Genomic DNA, 15635 nt, shown 5'->3' on the forward strand with positions numbered 1-15635 from the left:
GAAGATTAGATTGTTCTTTCTCACTTTTTCTCAAAACGCATTACAGCAATATCATCCATCAGGAAAGTAAGTGTTGTGCCACTGAGAGCATATTTGTTTACTTTTTTCAGCATGTCCAAAAAAGATTTTTCACCTTCTCCTTCACAAGCCATCATGGTCATGGCTGTGGGTTCTGCTATCATTATCTTATTTTCATCAATGGTCAATTTACTGCTGAATGAGTTGCAGCTCGTATGACCACCTACTTCGGTTTTGCTATCCGTAAAAGTTAACTGAGGTTTTGTCTTCGGATACAATCCTTCAAAAGCAATTTTTTTGCCTGAAATATAATTGAGTTCCCAAGTGCCTATTAAAGATGCATTCGGCGCAGTTGAGACTGGCTTTGCTATCGGCTTGACCCCTCTGAGTTTCGCCAAAGGTATTTTCCCATTGCTTAACAAAAGCTGATCACCGATGATGCTCCAGTTGTCGACTTTGCTCAATGCGTCGAGAAAGCTGGTTTCGATGTTGATATCAGGGCATGCCATTTTGGTTGTCATTAAAGGTGAAAACTTCATGGCATTCTCGCCGGAGAGTTCGAAACTACCCCTGAGGTTGTTACATCCGGCATTGCCTGCAACTGTATTGACCTGGCCGGGTGAAAATAATAAGTAGGAGCCTTTGCCAGTTGAAGTATTTACTGGCTGCCCGTCCAGTATTTCAAGGTTCCATTGGTATTGATATAACATTTCACTTCCGCCGGAAGTGCCTGCTGTTGATTTAGAGCTACCGCATCCTGCTGCCATTATTACTATTGTTAAAACACTTGCCGAAAAAAATATTTTTTGCATGTCTTGAATTTTAGATTGATAGGATGTGATTTTGCTGCCCATTACATAAAGTGATTTTGTTAATGAAGGCTTAATACGATAAACAAAATTCCTTTGAAGTATGACTGGTATTGTTGGATTCTGTAAGGAAATTACGTCATTTTAAAACTGATTTAAAAGAAAACAAAAAAAGCCTGTCTCTCGGGGAAACAGGCTTTAGATAAAAAATATAACTATTACGGGAAAATTCCTAACTCAGCATAACTGGTAGCTACTTTGTTAATAGCTACTACATAAGCCGCTGTACGCATATCAGGAATTTCCGGGTAGTTTTTCCACTCGTTCATCACTTCGTGGGTAGCAGTGATCATTGTTTCTTCCAGGCCACTATACACCAGGTCCACCTCATCAGCGCCATGCACGATGTATTCCTTTTCTCTCTCGTTCATTTTTTTGCCGGAAAGGGCCTCGATCTGTCCGACAATATGAGCATTCATATTTTCATTGAAACGTTTTTCCATGCGGCCGTAACGGACGTGGCTCAGGTTTTTAATCCACTCAAAGTAAGAAACGGTAACACCACCCGCATTCAGGTACATATCAGGAACAACCAGCACTCCTTTTTCCGCAAGAATTTCATCTGCGTCGGGTGTCAAAGGTCCGTTGGCAGCTTCACCTATGATCTTTGCCTTGATTCTTGGAGCATTCTCTTTATCGATCACATTTTCAAGCGCCGCGGGAATTAAGATATCGCAATCCATTTCCAGCATATCCTCTTTGCGGGCAAAATGGCTTCCTTTTTCATATTTGATAATCGAGCCGGTGTTTTTGCGGAAGTTGAAAACATCATCAACGTCGAGGCCATTTTCATTATAGATAGCTCCATCATGTTCGGACAACCCGACAATAATCGCACCCGCATCCTGGAAGAATTTTGCCGAATGGTATCCCACATTCCCCAAACCTTGTACAGCCACTCTTTTGCCTTCAACTCCAACGGTCAGGCCTTGCTTCTTCATGATATCTTCCATATTACATACTTCACGAAGACCGAAGAATACGCCTAAGCCTGTCGCTTCACGACGACCACGAACACCACCCTGTGACACCGGCTTACCAGTTACACATCCTGCGCCATCAATTTCTCCGGGGTGCATAGCTAAATACGTATCCTGTATCCAGGCCATTTCTCTTTCACCCGTTCCATAGTCAGGGGCTGGTACATCTGTACCGGGTCCGATAAAATTTTTCCTGATCAGCTCGGCAGTATAACGACGGGTAATTTTTTCGAGTTCGTAAGCTGAGTAGTTACGGGGATTGATTTTTATACCGCCTTTACCACCGCCAAACGGAACGTTTACGATAGCGCATTTATAGGTCATTAATGCGGCTAAGGCCATTACTTCATCCTGGTTTACCTCAGCGGCAAAACGAATACCACCTTTACAGGGTGTTTTATGTTGGGAATGCTGAACACGGTAGGCTTCCATTACCTCGACAGTCCCGTCGTCTCTTTTGATCGGAAACTTCATCTGGTACACTGCGTTACATGCTTTGATCTGTTCTAAGATACCAGGAGTCCATTTGGTAAATTTTGCGGCCTTGTCGAAGCTTTTTTCAACAGCGCCAAAAAAACTGTAATTGTCTGACATGAATTGAATTTTTGATTTTCAAATAGCAATCGTTATAAATAGGCAATTGTATAAGTTGGATAATGATTAGATTTCTTTTTCAATTTTGGTGACCTTTCTGTCCAATCTTACCAGGTATAATATCAAACCGGCCAATATGGTCAGCATCACCGCCAGCACCACATATATTCTTCCATTGCTACGCATTGTTTCTCCAAAAGCTGTTTTACCTTCCACATCCTGTGCTTTGACAATGGTTGTTAACAGCATTGCCGCTAAAAGAAAAAATAGGTTTTTGGTTTTTCGCATTTGTAAATTTTTATTTCTGTATTAAGCAAAATGATGAGCGGTTAACTCATCATCTTTTTTTCTTTTATTAAACTCAACCGTATCTTGATAGTGGTGATCCATACACCTAACAAAGTCCAGCCAATAACTGCGGGATAAAAAACTATGCGCATGCCTGCATCAATATCTTTATAGTTCATAGCAGGATTACCTTCCTGTCCCGGATGCAAACTGGGCAGGATGCGGGGCACAATCCAGATTGATGGGAAAAGCATAGCGTAAGCAAAAATGTTATACACTGCACTTATTCTTGCTCTTTTATCCATATCGGTGATTGAATCACGAAGTACAAGATAAGCCGCATAAATTAACAAGGCTATCGCTGCGCCAATCAGCTTGGGTTCCCTTGCTAAGGCGCCGAACGATTCAAAGGCAGGATTATTTGGGTCGGCCCAGGTATAACTCATCCAGATAGCCCCGGTAGCATATCCTAATAATCCAAAAACAATCCCAACCACGGCAAATTGCCTTGCATAGATATCATACTTGTGATTTAGTGTACGTAAATAGCGAATAGACTGGATCACTGAGATGGTAAACAGGATCATCATCGCAAACCACATGCAAACATGGAAATAAAGATTGCGGATAGTTTCTTCCAACGCCGGCAGGAGAGGGACTTTAAACAACAAACCACCAATAAATGTGTATACCAGCAAAACGACACTGAGAATTTTCCACCAGGATTTATACATATAATTTTTTTCCATGGCTATGGCTTGTTTCAGCTTTAAGAAGTGTAGCTAAAGCGCAGCAAAATTAAGGCGGTGCGTCTAATCCTGCCTAATTTTTCGTAAACTATTAATAATACAGGACTGAGTTAACATTTTATAGTAAAAGCACTTATAACATAAATATTTTTCAATAAAGAAGGTGAAATGATTTACAATTATCAGCGCCTCAATCTTTCCATAAAAAGGGAAATAAGATAACGGCAAGCAAGATGACCATCAGGTCGAGTGCCACGAGCAACAAAATCGTGCTGACTTTGATGGTTAAGATAGGATTAAAGGCTGCATTCGATAATTGCATCAGCAGTATTAGCTGTGGAATAATCAGCGGAAAACCCAAAACAGCCATGATAGCAGCATTTTGCTGGGCTCTTGCAGCAATTGCCGCCAGGAAAGTAAAGATCAGGCTCAGACTCCAGCCGCCGAGCAAAACAAGACCTATAAAGGCGCCGGCTTTTACCATTGGGTTTCCCAGAAATAAGCTAAACAAAAGTAAACTGAGCAGGCACATCACCAGCATCAGTAAGGAGTTAAATAGCAATTTTGATAACACAAAATTGGCCGGCGAAGCAATGGAGTAGAAGTAAAGCATCCTCCCCTTACTTTCCTGCAAAAAACTTTTAGCCACCGCATTGATGCATATAAACAATTGGATAACCCAAAATAAGCCGTTCCATACCCTGGTTTCGGGATCATCAATCGCCATGAATAAAACAAAGATGGTCGCACCTATATATAAAAGAATTCCGTAAAAGCTGTATTGCTGCCTTACTTCAAGCAGCAGGTCCTTCTTAAGTAATGTATATATACGCTGGAAAGAAGCGATGATAATTTTTTTGCGAAATTAATGAATAGAAAGCAGCAACGACCAGGTTTGAATATTCTCAGCTTTAGCCAAAAATAGCCTACTTAATCAGCGTATAATTTTTATACTCCCCGGGATACCAACCCGTCCATTTGACAATGATTCGTTTCAGTTTATCTTTTGCGGATGCATATTTAAGTTCTGGATCCGGATTGAATGGCCAGTTCTTTCGGAGTATCCTGTCTTTCATTAACGCCGGGTGAGTGCCTTCAAATTTTATAACAGGTTCGGTCGCCTTATCGTATTGATAAACGGAAGTAGTTCCGCTGTCTTTTTTTATCTCAATGCCGTCTTGGTACAGGCGAATATTTGATTCTATCTTTTTTTGCAATGCCTTAGGGTCCCGGACCCAACCATAATGATAGATATACGCATCAATGAGCTTTACTTTCAGCTTCCGGTTTTCGCCAATTCTAAATCCTTGTGCGTCGCGGAACGAAAAAATGTCTTTACGGTTTCTTACGATGCGGATTTCCCTTCGGTACCAGGAATATTTTGCGCCAATAAAGTCGTAGGAGCCGAAGAAATGCAGGTAGTTAAACAGTAAGCCTTCCACCTCCTGGTCTGCCAGATTATCCTGCATAGCTTTTTTGATTACCGGCAGATATTGTTCATGCACTACTTCATCACCTTGTATGTAAAAGGCCCAGTCATAATCAGTGGAGATAGCCTGGAAAGCTTTATTTGTTTCTGCCGCGAACACTTCACCTCCCTTTCTCAATGACTCGTTCCACGTGGTCTCCAGCACTTTTATTTTTGGATCAATGGCTCGAACTCGTTCAAGGGTACCATCTTCTGATTTTCCAACCGCGATGATAAACTCATCACATATAGGGAGAATGGATCTGATAGCTTCTTCAAATGGGTAGTCGAATTGTACTCCATTGCGGACAAACGAGAACCCGCATACTTTCATGCCTGTAAATTTTAGGTTTGTAAAATTAGGAGAATTTGTGCTGTAACCGGGAATGATACTAGCCCCATTCAACCTTTCGTAGTTTTTTCCAACTCCCGATCAAAATAGCAGGTAAATGCCCTATCAAACATCATTTTCCGGGCAGAAACAGGCCGGGTGTTGATGGCTGGCATATTTTTTTCAACCATATTTGATAAGGAAAAGCATACAGCTGATTCTAACATTAATCCAAAATTATGCTCTATGAATTACCTGTCTACATCAACATTTCGAGTCAACTTTCCCTTTATTACCCGCATGATAATAGTCTTGCTATTGATCTTTTTTATCGGTTTCCTCGTTAGGGAAACTTTTTCATTTATCCGTTTATTCGAGGTGACGGTAGTCGCCAACCCGGCGATCAATTTGATAAAATAAGACCCGTGTTGTCTCCGGGTCCGGAAGATCTGATGGAGGGTTTGATGTCAGGCGATTTATAAGCGGGCTGCGATTACTTCTTTTTGCCCGATTTCCGGGAACGTCCTTGTAGCTGATGAACGGCCCATTCTTCGATTCTTATAAGCCTTCACGGCTAAAACGCTGCTTCGTGACCAATAAAAGTTATTCATAATGCGTGTTGATAAATTCTTTCAGAAGAAAAGTTTTTTTCCGATATTTTTAGTTGATGCAAGACCATTATAAACTTCTCCTTACCATTTATGATATTGTCAAAAACGATCCGCAACCCGAACATTATGGGTGCCGGCCGCGGGAATTAATTCTACGCCAACTGCAGGAGTGGTCAGTTATTTACCAGTGCCTCCAGTTATTAGAGCAGGAAGAAATGATCAGGATGCAACAGCAGGATACGCTGGTAATCCGCATTACTCCGACAGGGCTGGAACAAGCTAAAATGGTAAACAAAAGAGTGCGGGAAAACAATTAATTCAAAATCTTCTAAAAATAAAAGCCAATACCGGAAATCCAGTATTGGCTTTGTCTTAGGAGGTAATTCGTGACTACAATTTGTTTACAACAACATCTTCTACCAGGCGTGAAGATTTGTTCACTTCGTAGGTTACTGTTTTGAAACTTTTCTTACCAGTAATTTCGAATTGAACACCAACACCGGTCAATTCTTCTGTATTTAACAAGAATTTTTTAGAGGTGTTGCCACTTAAATTGTCCCTGTACAGAACAGTATTGTATTCATCGCGAACAACAATAGTAAACTCGTTTTCATCGGCACTGCTAAGTGTCAGCTGAAACACTGGTTTGTTTTCTATATTGCCGAGATACTTCAGTTCAACAGGAATAGTTTTCTTCTCATTTTTCTTCTCATCATTTGCTTTTGCAGGAGAAGTAAAACCAAAAGATAATACGGTTGCAATAGCGATTGCAAGGTTTCTTGGGTTGATGAATGTGTTTTTCATGAGTGTAATAGTTTAAGTTAAAAAATGTATAACTAGTCTGATGACGTACAATCGGGGATCTTATGGAAGCAAAGGATTAGTAGTGCAAGCGTTATTTCAGTTCACTGAATGCTTTAAAAGATTTTCGCCGAATGGCTTTTTCTCCTTTGACGATACAAATATAGAAACGCAAAATCGTGTATGCAAAACATAAAAAACGGATTTTGGGAGTGTCAAACTGCACTTTAAAATTGTGAAACCCTTGACTGTACTGCTTTTCCTGATTCAAACCACCTGATGGCCAACCGCAAATTTGAGGCAAAAAAATGCGCAAAAATGCAGATTTCTGCATCGGCTGGGTAGGATTACGGTATGATGTAACGTGGAAATCCTCTTTTCCTAAGGCTTGCTAATTATTGGGTCGTTTAGACAGGTTTAGGTTATTAACACCCGTAGCGGTTTGGTGAGATATTTTTTGATAACAAGGTTTGTCAGAATAACGTAAATTTTAATTAAGTCTTCATTTTTTATCTTCTTCAAATATGTGATTCTCAATAAATAAAACAGATGAAAAGAAAATTAGCTTTTTTGCTTATATGGCGGGTGCAAAAAAACACTATCTTCAACCGCTTTCAGACACTTTTTAGTGCTTTGAAATGTGGATAAACACCCAACCAAATAGCCTGAAGGTTGTTATATAGATGATAAATGCCAAAGCTACAGGTGCTTTGGCGCTAATAAAAAAGGAGTTAAACAATGGCATTCAAAAAAGAGGTCGAAGAAATTATTGAACCTAAAGACATTTTTGTCGGAAAAAAAGACGCCCCGGTAACTTTAATGGAATTTGGAGAGTACGAGAATGAGGATTGTGCAAAAGCAAACGAAGTAGTGAAGCAGTTGCTTGAAGAATATGAAGGAAAGATCAAATTTAACTTTCGCCATTTCCCCTTGACATTGATTCACCAGCGTAGCATGAAAGCCAGTGAAGCCGCCGTGGCTGCCGGCCAGGAGGGTAAATTCTGGGAAATGCATAATGTGCTTTTCAGCAACAGGCGCAATCTTGGAACAACCAGTCTTAAACTGCATTCAAAAGAAGCTGGTGTTAATAATAAGAAATTCCTGGACGAATTGGTTAATGGAACATTTGGCTGGCAGGTACAGGATGACCTGAAAGAAGGAATTGATAGGGGAGTAAAAGAACTTCCTGCATTTTTCATCAATGACGAGCCGTTTTCCGGTAAGCCTACTTTTGCAAATCTTAGTGCGGCTATCGAGTCTGCTTTGAAGAAAACAAAAAAGAAGCCTTTGGCTAAGCAAAAAGTATAAAGAAGAACCATATAATTAAATGCCGGTTCTCATGTTGATGGAAGCGGCATTTTTTTTTCGGTCTGTGTGGGACATCATTCTAATAAAATAAAAGGGGAACAATTTGTTCCCCTTTTTATCTTTCAATAATAATTGAATTCAGGATCAATTACCAGCGACTGTTAGAAGAGTAAGAAGGCCTTTTATTGTTGTTGCTTCTTTCTTCTCTTGGTTTAGCCACCATTACTTTGATAGCACGACCTTCAACCATGCCACCATCTAATTCAGCAATTGCTTTTTGAGCAGCGGCGTCATCTGGCATTTCCACGAAACCAAAGCCTTTGCTGCGGTTGGTGAATTTGTCAACGATTACTTTAGCAGAGGATACTTCACCGTATTCTGCAAAAAACTCTCTTAAATCTTCGTCTTGAACTGCGAAGCTTAAATTTGAAACGTAAATGTTCATCTTAAAAATTAAATAATAAAAAATACTTGAGAAAAACGCAGGGGTAAAGAAGACTAACTATTAGCAGAGAATGCGTAGCAGAAAAAATCGTTCACTTACAAAAAACTGTGTTACTCAAATTGACGGTGCGAAGGTACTCTTTTCATTCGACAAAAAAACTATTATTTGGAGATCGCCCGGCTTAATGATGTAAATCATTTCTATATTAACTTGCCTTTAAGATGTTGCAAGATCAACAAATGGAATTTTGGCAGAAAGGACCAGTAGAAGGTATTATCCCTTTGCTGCAGCCAGTCGCTCACGCCATTCTTCAGGCGCATCACGAGGTTCAGCTCGCCATGAATGACTTTCCGGGGGCTTTATTATGGCAGCGTCCCGCAGGAGTTGCATCGCCAGCCTTTCACCTGCAACACCTGTCTGGTGTTCTGGATCGTTTATTTACTTATGCAAGGGGTGAACAACTTACGCCAAAACAACTGAATGTTTTACGTGGTGAGGGAAAAGAAAACTCCACCATTCATCTCACCGATTTACTGGTTCATTTCAGCCGGCAGGTAGAAAAAGCTGTCCAACAATTAAAAGACACAAAGGAAGACAGCCTTTTGGAAGTAAGATATATCGGAAGAAAACAGATCCCATCCAATGTATTAGGCCTGCTTTTTCACGCTGCTGAACATATACAAAGGCATACCGGTCAGTTGCTGGTAACGGCCAGGATCGTTAGACAACCCGGAGGTTAATGCTAGACATCAGCTACTTTAAAGGGATGAACTTCGATTTTTTTCCACACATTATTTACGATGTACGGCTCTGTATTCATCCAACCCTTCAACTCTTCAGGAGTTTCAAACTGCACCACCATCGTCGAACCAATCATTTTTTGCTGATCATTCAGCAATGCACCGGCGAAAATAAAATTTCCATTCTCTTTTAATTTGCGGGCTCCCTCAAAATGAGCGGGCCTGGCAGTCATTCTTCTTTCCAAAGCCTGATCGTCGGTACCGTCCCAGGCGTAAACGAGGTATTGTTGCATAAAAGTTTAGTTTTCTTTTGTCGTATCCACTTCCCAGTCATCTGTCCGAAAAGGGCAAACCGGAAGGCCTTCCTTGCTGAAAAGGTTTGACATTGCCGTGTTGCTGAATGCAAACCGCACGGCCACTGGTTTTTTTATGGTTTTATTGTATACGATAATTTTATCTTTTTCCAGCTTTACTTCAGCGGGCAGAAAATTTTTATCATCTCCCGCAATATAAAACTCACTTGCTTTTTCTTTTCCTTTCACCATAAACCCATTAGGAGCATTATCAAAATAGAGCGAAACTTTGTTGTCATTTATTTCCATGCTTTTGTATATCGGGCTTTTATAAGCAGGAACATTTAATCCATAGGTTTCGGCCAACGCCCAATTTGCCAGCCGGTCGGCAACATCCTTTTTGTTTTGCGGATGAATGTCCTTTAGGTTGTCGACCAGGTCTGTAATTATTACCATGCCCGTACCGGGAACCGATAAAGTTTTTGTCTGTTGTTCCCGGAGTAATGCCGCGATATTTTTGTTGCCGTACGTGTAGGGCGCAATTTGAACATAGTAAAATGGAAATTCTTTTTCCCAGGCCTTTCGCCAGTTGCCGATCATTTTGCTGAATAGTTTTTGATAGGTTGCTGAAGTTCCGGTATTGCTTTCACCCTGGTACCAGATAGAACCGGCAATGGAAAAATTAGTGAGCGGTGCGATCATCGCATTAAAGGTGTAACCGGGTAATACCGGCCACCATGGGGTCATGTTTTGTTTGTCCGCGGCTTCTTTCAATTCAGGATCATCGTTCACTTCGTTTGCCGGTGTCCACACTTCCGCCGGTGTGCCGCCCCAGCTTGCATTGATCAAACCAATGGGTACATTCAAATCTTGCTGTAGCTTTTTGCCAAAAAAATAGCCAACAGCACTAAATCCCTTTAATGTTTCAGGCGAACATGTCTTCCATTGCCCGGCAGTATTTTCCTGCACGGTCGCAGACGTAGTCTTAGGAACATGAAACAGGCGGATATTACTATTATTACTATTGGGTAATTCATCGATTATCTGTTTCAGATTTTGATAGCTGCTCCATTCCATATTTGACTGGCCGGAACAAACCCATACTTCTCCTATCATGATATTCTCCAGTACTATCGTGGACCCGCCTTTAAGTGTAATCGTATAGGGGCCGCCTGCTTTTGGTGTAGCAATTTTAATTTTCCAGTTAGCATCACGGGTAGTGGTGACGGAGTCAGTTTTATTATCCCAGGATGTAGTAATGAATATTTTTTCACCGGGATCGGCCCAACCCCAAAGGTTGACTTTAGACTGTTGTTGTAATACCATGTTACTCGCAATAACCGATGGTAAACGAATTGCAGCAATCGCATGATTTGTCAATAACAAGATGGCCGGAACAGAAAGAAACAGAAATAACTTTTTCATTTTTTTATATTGGGGAGGGAAGATAATTAAAACATGCATTACAATAAACAAGAAAATCAGCTCACTTATTCATCAAATTAATTATAGATTTAATTTAGTGTTAGTATGGTTCAATTTACGGCCACAATACACAAATTTGAAAAGCAAGGCGAGAAAAGCGGCTGGACTTATATCGAAATTCCGGCAGATATCGCCCAGCAGTTAAAGCCGGGCAATAAAAAATCTTTCCGGGTGAAGGGCAAACTGGATCAATTTAAAATTGCTGGAGTATCACTATTGCCAATGGGGGGCGGTTCTTTTATAATGGCCATTAATGCTACGATGCGAAAAGGAATTGGGAAAAAGCAGGGCGCTATGTTGAAAGTAGCGTTGCAGGAAGATAAAAAAGCCTACGAGCTCAATGCGGAATTCCTGGAGTGCCTCAATGATGAACCAAGGGCGCTGAAAAATTTTGAGGCAATGCCCCGTTCTTTTCAAAACTATTACAGCAAATGGATAGAGAGTGCTAAAACAGAGCCTACTAAAACAAAACGAATAGCGGCAGCGGTCTCCTCCCTTGCAACCGGCATGAATTTTTCTGAAATGATGAGATCGATGCAAAAGAAAAACATGTAATTCTGGCGCTGGCATCAATTGGCCTCAAAAAATATTCCTCTTAATTTGCAATATGATTTCATCCATTCATGATTTTCAAAAGCCTTTTTTTATTGGTATTGCCGGCGCAGGTATGAGTGCAATTGCACAATATTTAAAAGGAATAGGTAAAGACGTTTCAGGCAGTGACAGATTTTTTAAAAAGGGTGAGCCAAATGAAACAAAAGAAAAACTGGAGGCCGAAGGAATAGCCTGTTTCCCTCAAAATGGTGAAGGGATTACCGGGCATACCGATCTTATTGTCGTATCGACAGCAGTGGAAGACACCGTAGAAGAGGTGAAAAAGGCGAAAGCACTGAATATTCCTATTATCAAGCGTTCCGAGTTATTGGCCCTGATCGCAGCGAGCAAAAAAACAATAGCAGTGGGCGGAACCAGTGGAAAAAGCACGACCAGCGCCATGCTTTTTGATATATTGGAGTTTGCCGGTCTTCAACCAAGCATAATAAGTGGCGCCGGGCTCGTAAGCATCATTCGCCAGGGAAAGATTGGTAATGCAAAAGTTGGCAAAGGCGAATGGCTGGTAATCGAAGCGGATGAAAGTGATGGTTCAATAGTTCAATACAAACCTGAGATTGGCTTGTTGCTAAACGTAGAAAAGGATCATAAGGAAATGGACGTGTTGATGGATGTGTTCTCCGTGTTTAAGTCTAACAGCAAAAAATTTATTATTAATCAATCACACCCACAGGCCCGCCAATTGTCGCAGCAAATCGTCCAGGATTTTTCACTCGATGAAAATAAAGCCGGGTTTACTGCCAGCAATTTTCACCAGGATGGCCTCGCTGTTTCATTTCAGGTTAATGGTATTGACTTTACGCTAAACCTGGTTGGCAAGCATAACATGGAAAATGCATTAGCTGCAACAACGGTAGCAGCACAGTTGGGTATTCCTCTTCAAACATGTGCTGCCGCGTTAAAAAATTACGAAGGAATATACCGGCGTCACCAGGTTTTGGGAAATAAAAAAGGAGTATGGGTGATAGATGATTTTGCTCACAACCCGGTTAAATGCGCCGCTGCCATCCAGGCTTGTCAACCCATCGCTCCTAAAGTAATTGCCTGGTTTCAGCCACATGGATATGGTCCCACGAAGTTTTTGCGAAATGATTTTGTGGAGGAAATCGCAAAAGTGCTCCGTGATGACGATGAGATATGGATGAGTGAAATATTTTATGCCGGCGGCACAGCGGTAAAAGATATTTCGGCTAATGACCTCATCAATGATCTAAAAGCAAAAGGGAAGAAATCTTTTTTCGTGGAAGATAGAAATGATTTTGTCAGTGCCGTGCAACCCCACCTTACCAGTGATTGCGTGCTGCTACTGATGGGAGCAAGGGACCCTTCGCTGGAACAATTTGCTAAAACTGTGTGGAATCAATTATAGCATTATTCTATGGCAAAACTGTAGGTCGGTCTTGACTGTTGTTCAGCCAAAGGTTTGAAAAGATGTAAGCAAAGACCTAATAGCAGGCTATAAAGTGTTTTTTGGTGCAACGGTTTTTTAACTCCTGAACGGGTCAGTAAATCGTCTTTGATATCTAACTTACAAATAACGAGAGGATGCTCAATTGATTCTTTATAGATCGTTACCGCAGGTTGTTGTTTGTCATCTACCGAATAGAAATAACGTTGGTTATTGAGCTCTATAAAGTTTTCATTGTTTTCCGAACCGGCGTGACCAATACGAATACCATATTCATTTCTAAGCACCGTTTTGTTTTTGCGAAACCCTTCATCCCGTATAAGGAACACTCGTTTTTCATCGGCATATTCTATTCTTGCAGCATTGGAAGATGAATTGAAAACAAGTGTCACTAATTTCTTGCCATTATTGCAAAGGGTATACACCGTTTGACCAATAGTGGATGTAAAGGTTTCCCATTTCATAACAAAATCGTTTTGAGTGTGCGACTATTTGTTGAAAATAGTGAGATTTGGATAGCCTCCGGGGAGTTAACTTAAAATTAATATTAACTTCATATTAGGCGGAATAAGGGTGATAAACTGTGGATAAACAGGTGATAATGCACAAAAAATATCACATTTGTAAAACAAACACTATGCTGTCAGAAAAAGAAAAAAAATTCCTGGAAAGGGCCATTGAACTTTCCAGGCTTGGGATGCAAGATGGACATGGCGGTCCTTTTGGCTGTGTGATTGTAAAGGGGGATGAAATAGTAGGGGAAGGATGCAATATGGTTACCTCGTCTAACGACCCGACGGCGCATGCCGAAGTAGTTGCCATTCGGAATGCCTGTCAAAAATTAAATAATTACCAACTTACCGGGTGCGAAGTATACACCAGTTGTGAGCCCTGCCCGATGTGTTTGGGAGCCATTTATTGGGCGAGGCCGCAGCGTGTGATTTACGCCAATACAAAAAAGGATGCCGCGGCCATCCAGTTCGACGATGATTTTATCTATAAAGAAATAAATGCCCCGATGTTCGACCGGAAAATTCCGTTTATTCATTTTCCTCACCCCCTGGCGCAGGAGGTCTTTGCCCAATGGAAGTCAATGGAGGACAAAAAACTGTATTGATATTTATCTCGGATTCCGTTTGAAATAATCGTCCAATGACAAAGGGCCGCCGCCTTCAATAAAGAAAAAGATCAGCAATAAAAGCACTACCAGCGAAAAACCGAATTCAGATCCCGGAGCAAAAATACCTCTCGGAATGTTGACGAAGAAAACAGCGCCTAACAATACAGGTATCAGGAAAAGTGTCGCCACCCTTGTAAAAAGCCCAACAATAATGAAAAAGCCGCCAAGCATGTGAACCCAGGTGATAAAAATGGGCAACCAGGTATTCGTAAAGCCCATGCTTGTATCTGCCAGCAGGGATTCAAGACCGACAGAATCATTCATAAATGAGATGCCCTTTATGATTAGACAAATGCCCAGGGCAACTCTTAAAAATACCAGCCACCGGGGATGATGGGTGGTACTCCATTCTTCAAGTTGATGTAGCATACCCATAACAAAAAGTTTAAAGAACTGAAATATGTTATGTTGACTGTAAAAGTTACGATTTTTTAAAGAGAGCAAAAAATAAAACAATGCATTATTGCTGCAACATCCGGTGAATGATCATGTAGCTGAGAACGATCAGGATAATAAATATAAAAATGGCGACATACAGCCATGACTGGTCTTTTAACTTCAATTTCTCGCGGCGAAGGCTTTTCATTTCTATCTTCTTCTTGAGATCCCTGTTAAGGGTTTCAACCAAATGAGCAATCTGCTTCTTGTCGCCAAATTGCTGAAGACCCTCCAAAGCGTCATTGGCAAACTCATTTGAGGCCAATGTTTTTTCTACTTCATGCTTTTTTTCGACTGGCAGCTTGTCTTGCAGGTAAAGCAATAAAGTCTCCTGATCAATGTCTGTAGTCAAATGGGATAATATGTCTTTCAGGTTTTCCTGCATTTGGAGTTTATTGCCAATGGTTATTTTCCTTTATTTTTTTTTCAATCAGTAGTTTTAGGTTTCGTTTTCCATTTTGTATATAGCTTTTTACCTGCAACATGCTAAACCCAGTTATATCACTGATCTCCTGGTAGCTTTTTTTCTGCAGGTAAAACAAATTTACACACTCCTGTTGCTCGCGGTTTAATTCTTTTAATGATTCTTCCATTAGTTCCATCACCTGGTCTGTTTGTACCATAGCCTGCCAGTCGGTTTCTTCTTCAGGTGCTGCCATCAATTTCTCTGTCAGTTCTGCCGGTATCTTATTTTGCTTGTCCCGCAGTTTCATCAGGCAATGATTTTTTGCCACCATGTACAACCACGACTTAAAATAATCTACTTTATATTTTTGCAGTTCCTGGATCACTTTTAGAAAGATCTGTTGTACACTATCCTTTGCTTCCTCTTCATTTTTAAGGTATTTCATACAAACACCCAATAACAACAGCGTATAGCGCTGCAATAACACACCAAGCCACTCACTGTTATGATCAGCCTGGTATTTCTGAAGCAGTTCCTGGTCGGTTATATGATTATATTTCTCTGCCTTCACAAAGGAAAAATAGGGATTTTATACTATATCCACACTTCAC

Annotated in this window: 20 protein-coding genes; 6 read left to right on the forward strand and 14 right to left on the reverse strand. The window is 40.8% G+C overall.

Annotation, left to right across the window (positions count from 1 at the left end):
* Window positions 1-20 precede the first annotated feature (20 nt).
* From P2W73_RS06915 to P2W73_RS06940, 6 genes are all read right to left on the reverse strand, one after another.
* Window positions 21-830 (reverse strand): META domain-containing protein, encoded by an 810-nt coding sequence (locus P2W73_RS06915; protein WP_276501273.1) that lies wholly within the window; start codon window positions 828-830, stop codon window positions 21-23.
* Window positions 831-1045: 215 nt separating this feature from the next.
* Window positions 1046-2461, reverse strand: coding sequence for a Glu/Leu/Phe/Val family dehydrogenase (locus P2W73_RS06920; RefSeq protein ID WP_276501274.1), 1416 nt, complete (start codon window positions 2459-2461; stop codon window positions 1046-1048).
* Between the two features lie 66 nt (window positions 2462-2527).
* Entirely contained in the window at window positions 2528-2749 is a 222-nt protein-coding gene (locus P2W73_RS06925) for a CcmD family protein (RefSeq protein ID WP_276501275.1), read from the reverse strand.
* A 41-nt stretch (window positions 2750-2790) separates the two neighbouring features.
* Window positions 2791-3498, reverse strand: a complete 708-nt coding sequence (gene ccsA / locus P2W73_RS06930) for a cytochrome c biogenesis protein CcsA (RefSeq protein ID WP_276501276.1) — start codon at window positions 3496-3498, stop codon at window positions 2791-2793.
* A gap of 190 nt (window positions 3499-3688) precedes the next feature.
* The gene (locus P2W73_RS06935) at window positions 3689-4351 is read right to left on the reverse strand and encodes a heme exporter protein CcmB (protein WP_276501634.1); all 663 of its coding nucleotides are present in this window, start codon (window positions 4349-4351) and stop codon (window positions 3689-3691) included.
* A 73-nt stretch (window positions 4352-4424) separates the two neighbouring features.
* A complete protein-coding gene (locus tag P2W73_RS06940) occupies window positions 4425-5300 on the reverse strand; it encodes a glycosyltransferase family protein (RefSeq protein WP_276501277.1) in 876 nt (291 codons plus the stop codon).
* Between the two features lie 664 nt (window positions 5301-5964).
* On the opposite strand from P2W73_RS06940, the gene P2W73_RS06945 reads away from it, so the two are divergent.
* Entirely contained in the window at window positions 5965-6225 is a 261-nt protein-coding gene (locus tag P2W73_RS06945) for a hypothetical protein (RefSeq protein WP_276501278.1), read from the forward strand.
* 73 nt (window positions 6226-6298) lie between these two features.
* Here P2W73_RS06945 and P2W73_RS06950 read toward each other — a convergent pair whose 3' ends face one another.
* Window positions 6299-6712: a hypothetical protein gene (locus P2W73_RS06950; RefSeq protein WP_276501279.1), complete on the reverse strand. Its 414-nt coding sequence runs from the start codon at window positions 6710-6712 to the stop codon at window positions 6299-6301.
* A gap of 735 nt (window positions 6713-7447) precedes the next feature.
* Here P2W73_RS06950 and P2W73_RS06955 point away from each other — a divergent pair.
* The gene (locus P2W73_RS06955) at window positions 7448-8017 is read left to right on the forward strand and encodes a DsbA family protein (RefSeq protein WP_276501280.1); all 570 of its coding nucleotides are present in this window, start codon (window positions 7448-7450) and stop codon (window positions 8015-8017) included.
* A gap of 148 nt (window positions 8018-8165) precedes the next feature.
* Here P2W73_RS06955 and rbp read toward each other — a convergent pair whose 3' ends face one another.
* Window positions 8166-8462: an RNA-binding regulator gene (gene rbp / locus P2W73_RS06960; RefSeq protein WP_276501281.1), complete on the reverse strand. Its 297-nt coding sequence runs from the start codon at window positions 8460-8462 to the stop codon at window positions 8166-8168.
* Between the two features lie 221 nt (window positions 8463-8683).
* On the opposite strand from rbp, the gene P2W73_RS06965 reads away from it, so the two are divergent.
* The gene (locus tag P2W73_RS06965) at window positions 8684-9202 is read left to right on the forward strand and encodes a DinB family protein (protein ID WP_276501282.1); all 519 of its coding nucleotides are present in this window, start codon (window positions 8684-8686) and stop codon (window positions 9200-9202) included.
* Between the two features lie 2 nt (window positions 9203-9204).
* Here P2W73_RS06965 and P2W73_RS06970 read toward each other — a convergent pair whose 3' ends face one another.
* Window positions 9205-9495, reverse strand: a complete 291-nt coding sequence (locus tag P2W73_RS06970) for a YciI family protein (RefSeq protein WP_276501283.1) — start codon at window positions 9493-9495, stop codon at window positions 9205-9207.
* Between the two features lie 6 nt (window positions 9496-9501).
* Window positions 9502-10920 (reverse strand): sialate O-acetylesterase, encoded by a 1419-nt coding sequence (locus P2W73_RS06975; protein WP_276501284.1) that lies wholly within the window; start codon window positions 10918-10920, stop codon window positions 9502-9504.
* 105 nt (window positions 10921-11025) lie between these two features.
* Between P2W73_RS06975 and P2W73_RS06980 the strand changes: the two genes are divergently transcribed.
* Both P2W73_RS06980 and P2W73_RS06985 read left to right on the forward strand, forming a co-directional pair.
* Window positions 11026-11535, forward strand: a complete 510-nt coding sequence (locus tag P2W73_RS06980) for a YdeI/OmpD-associated family protein (RefSeq protein WP_276501285.1) — start codon at window positions 11026-11028, stop codon at window positions 11533-11535.
* Window positions 11536-11587: 52 nt separating this feature from the next.
* A complete protein-coding gene (locus tag P2W73_RS06985; RefSeq protein ID WP_276501286.1) occupies window positions 11588-12961 on the forward strand; it encodes a UDP-N-acetylmuramate--L-alanine ligase in 1374 nt (457 codons plus the stop codon).
* 2 nt (window positions 12962-12963) lie between these two features.
* Here P2W73_RS06985 and P2W73_RS06990 read toward each other — a convergent pair whose 3' ends face one another.
* On the reverse strand, window positions 12964-13464 hold the full coding sequence (locus P2W73_RS06990; protein ID WP_276501287.1) for a hypothetical protein: 501 nt from the start codon (window positions 13462-13464) through the stop codon (window positions 12964-12966).
* Window positions 13465-13637: 173 nt separating this feature from the next.
* Here P2W73_RS06990 and P2W73_RS06995 point away from each other — a divergent pair, with 173 nt between their 5' ends.
* The gene (locus P2W73_RS06995) at window positions 13638-14117 is read left to right on the forward strand and encodes a nucleoside deaminase (protein ID WP_276501288.1); all 480 of its coding nucleotides are present in this window, start codon (window positions 13638-13640) and stop codon (window positions 14115-14117) included.
* A 3-nt stretch (window positions 14118-14120) separates the two neighbouring features.
* Here the strand turns inward: P2W73_RS06995 and P2W73_RS07000 are convergent, their stop codons facing one another.
* The 3 genes from P2W73_RS07000 to P2W73_RS07010 form a co-directional block, all read right to left on the reverse strand.
* The gene (locus tag P2W73_RS07000; RefSeq protein WP_276501289.1) at window positions 14121-14555 is read right to left on the reverse strand and encodes a DoxX family protein; all 435 of its coding nucleotides are present in this window, start codon (window positions 14553-14555) and stop codon (window positions 14121-14123) included.
* An 85-nt stretch (window positions 14556-14640) separates the two neighbouring features.
* On the reverse strand, window positions 14641-15003 hold the full coding sequence (locus tag P2W73_RS07005; protein WP_276501290.1) for a hypothetical protein: 363 nt from the start codon (window positions 15001-15003) through the stop codon (window positions 14641-14643).
* A 7-nt stretch (window positions 15004-15010) separates the two neighbouring features.
* Complete coding sequence (locus tag P2W73_RS07010; protein ID WP_276501291.1) at window positions 15011-15595, reverse strand: RNA polymerase sigma factor; 585 nt, start codon at window positions 15593-15595, stop codon at window positions 15011-15013.
* Window positions 15596-15635: the final 40 nt, after the last annotated feature.

The sequence above is a fragment of the Terrimonas pollutisoli genome, assembly GCF_029360765.1.
GTDB lineage: Bacteria > Bacteroidota > Bacteroidia > Chitinophagales > Chitinophagaceae > Terrimonas_B > Terrimonas_B pollutisoli.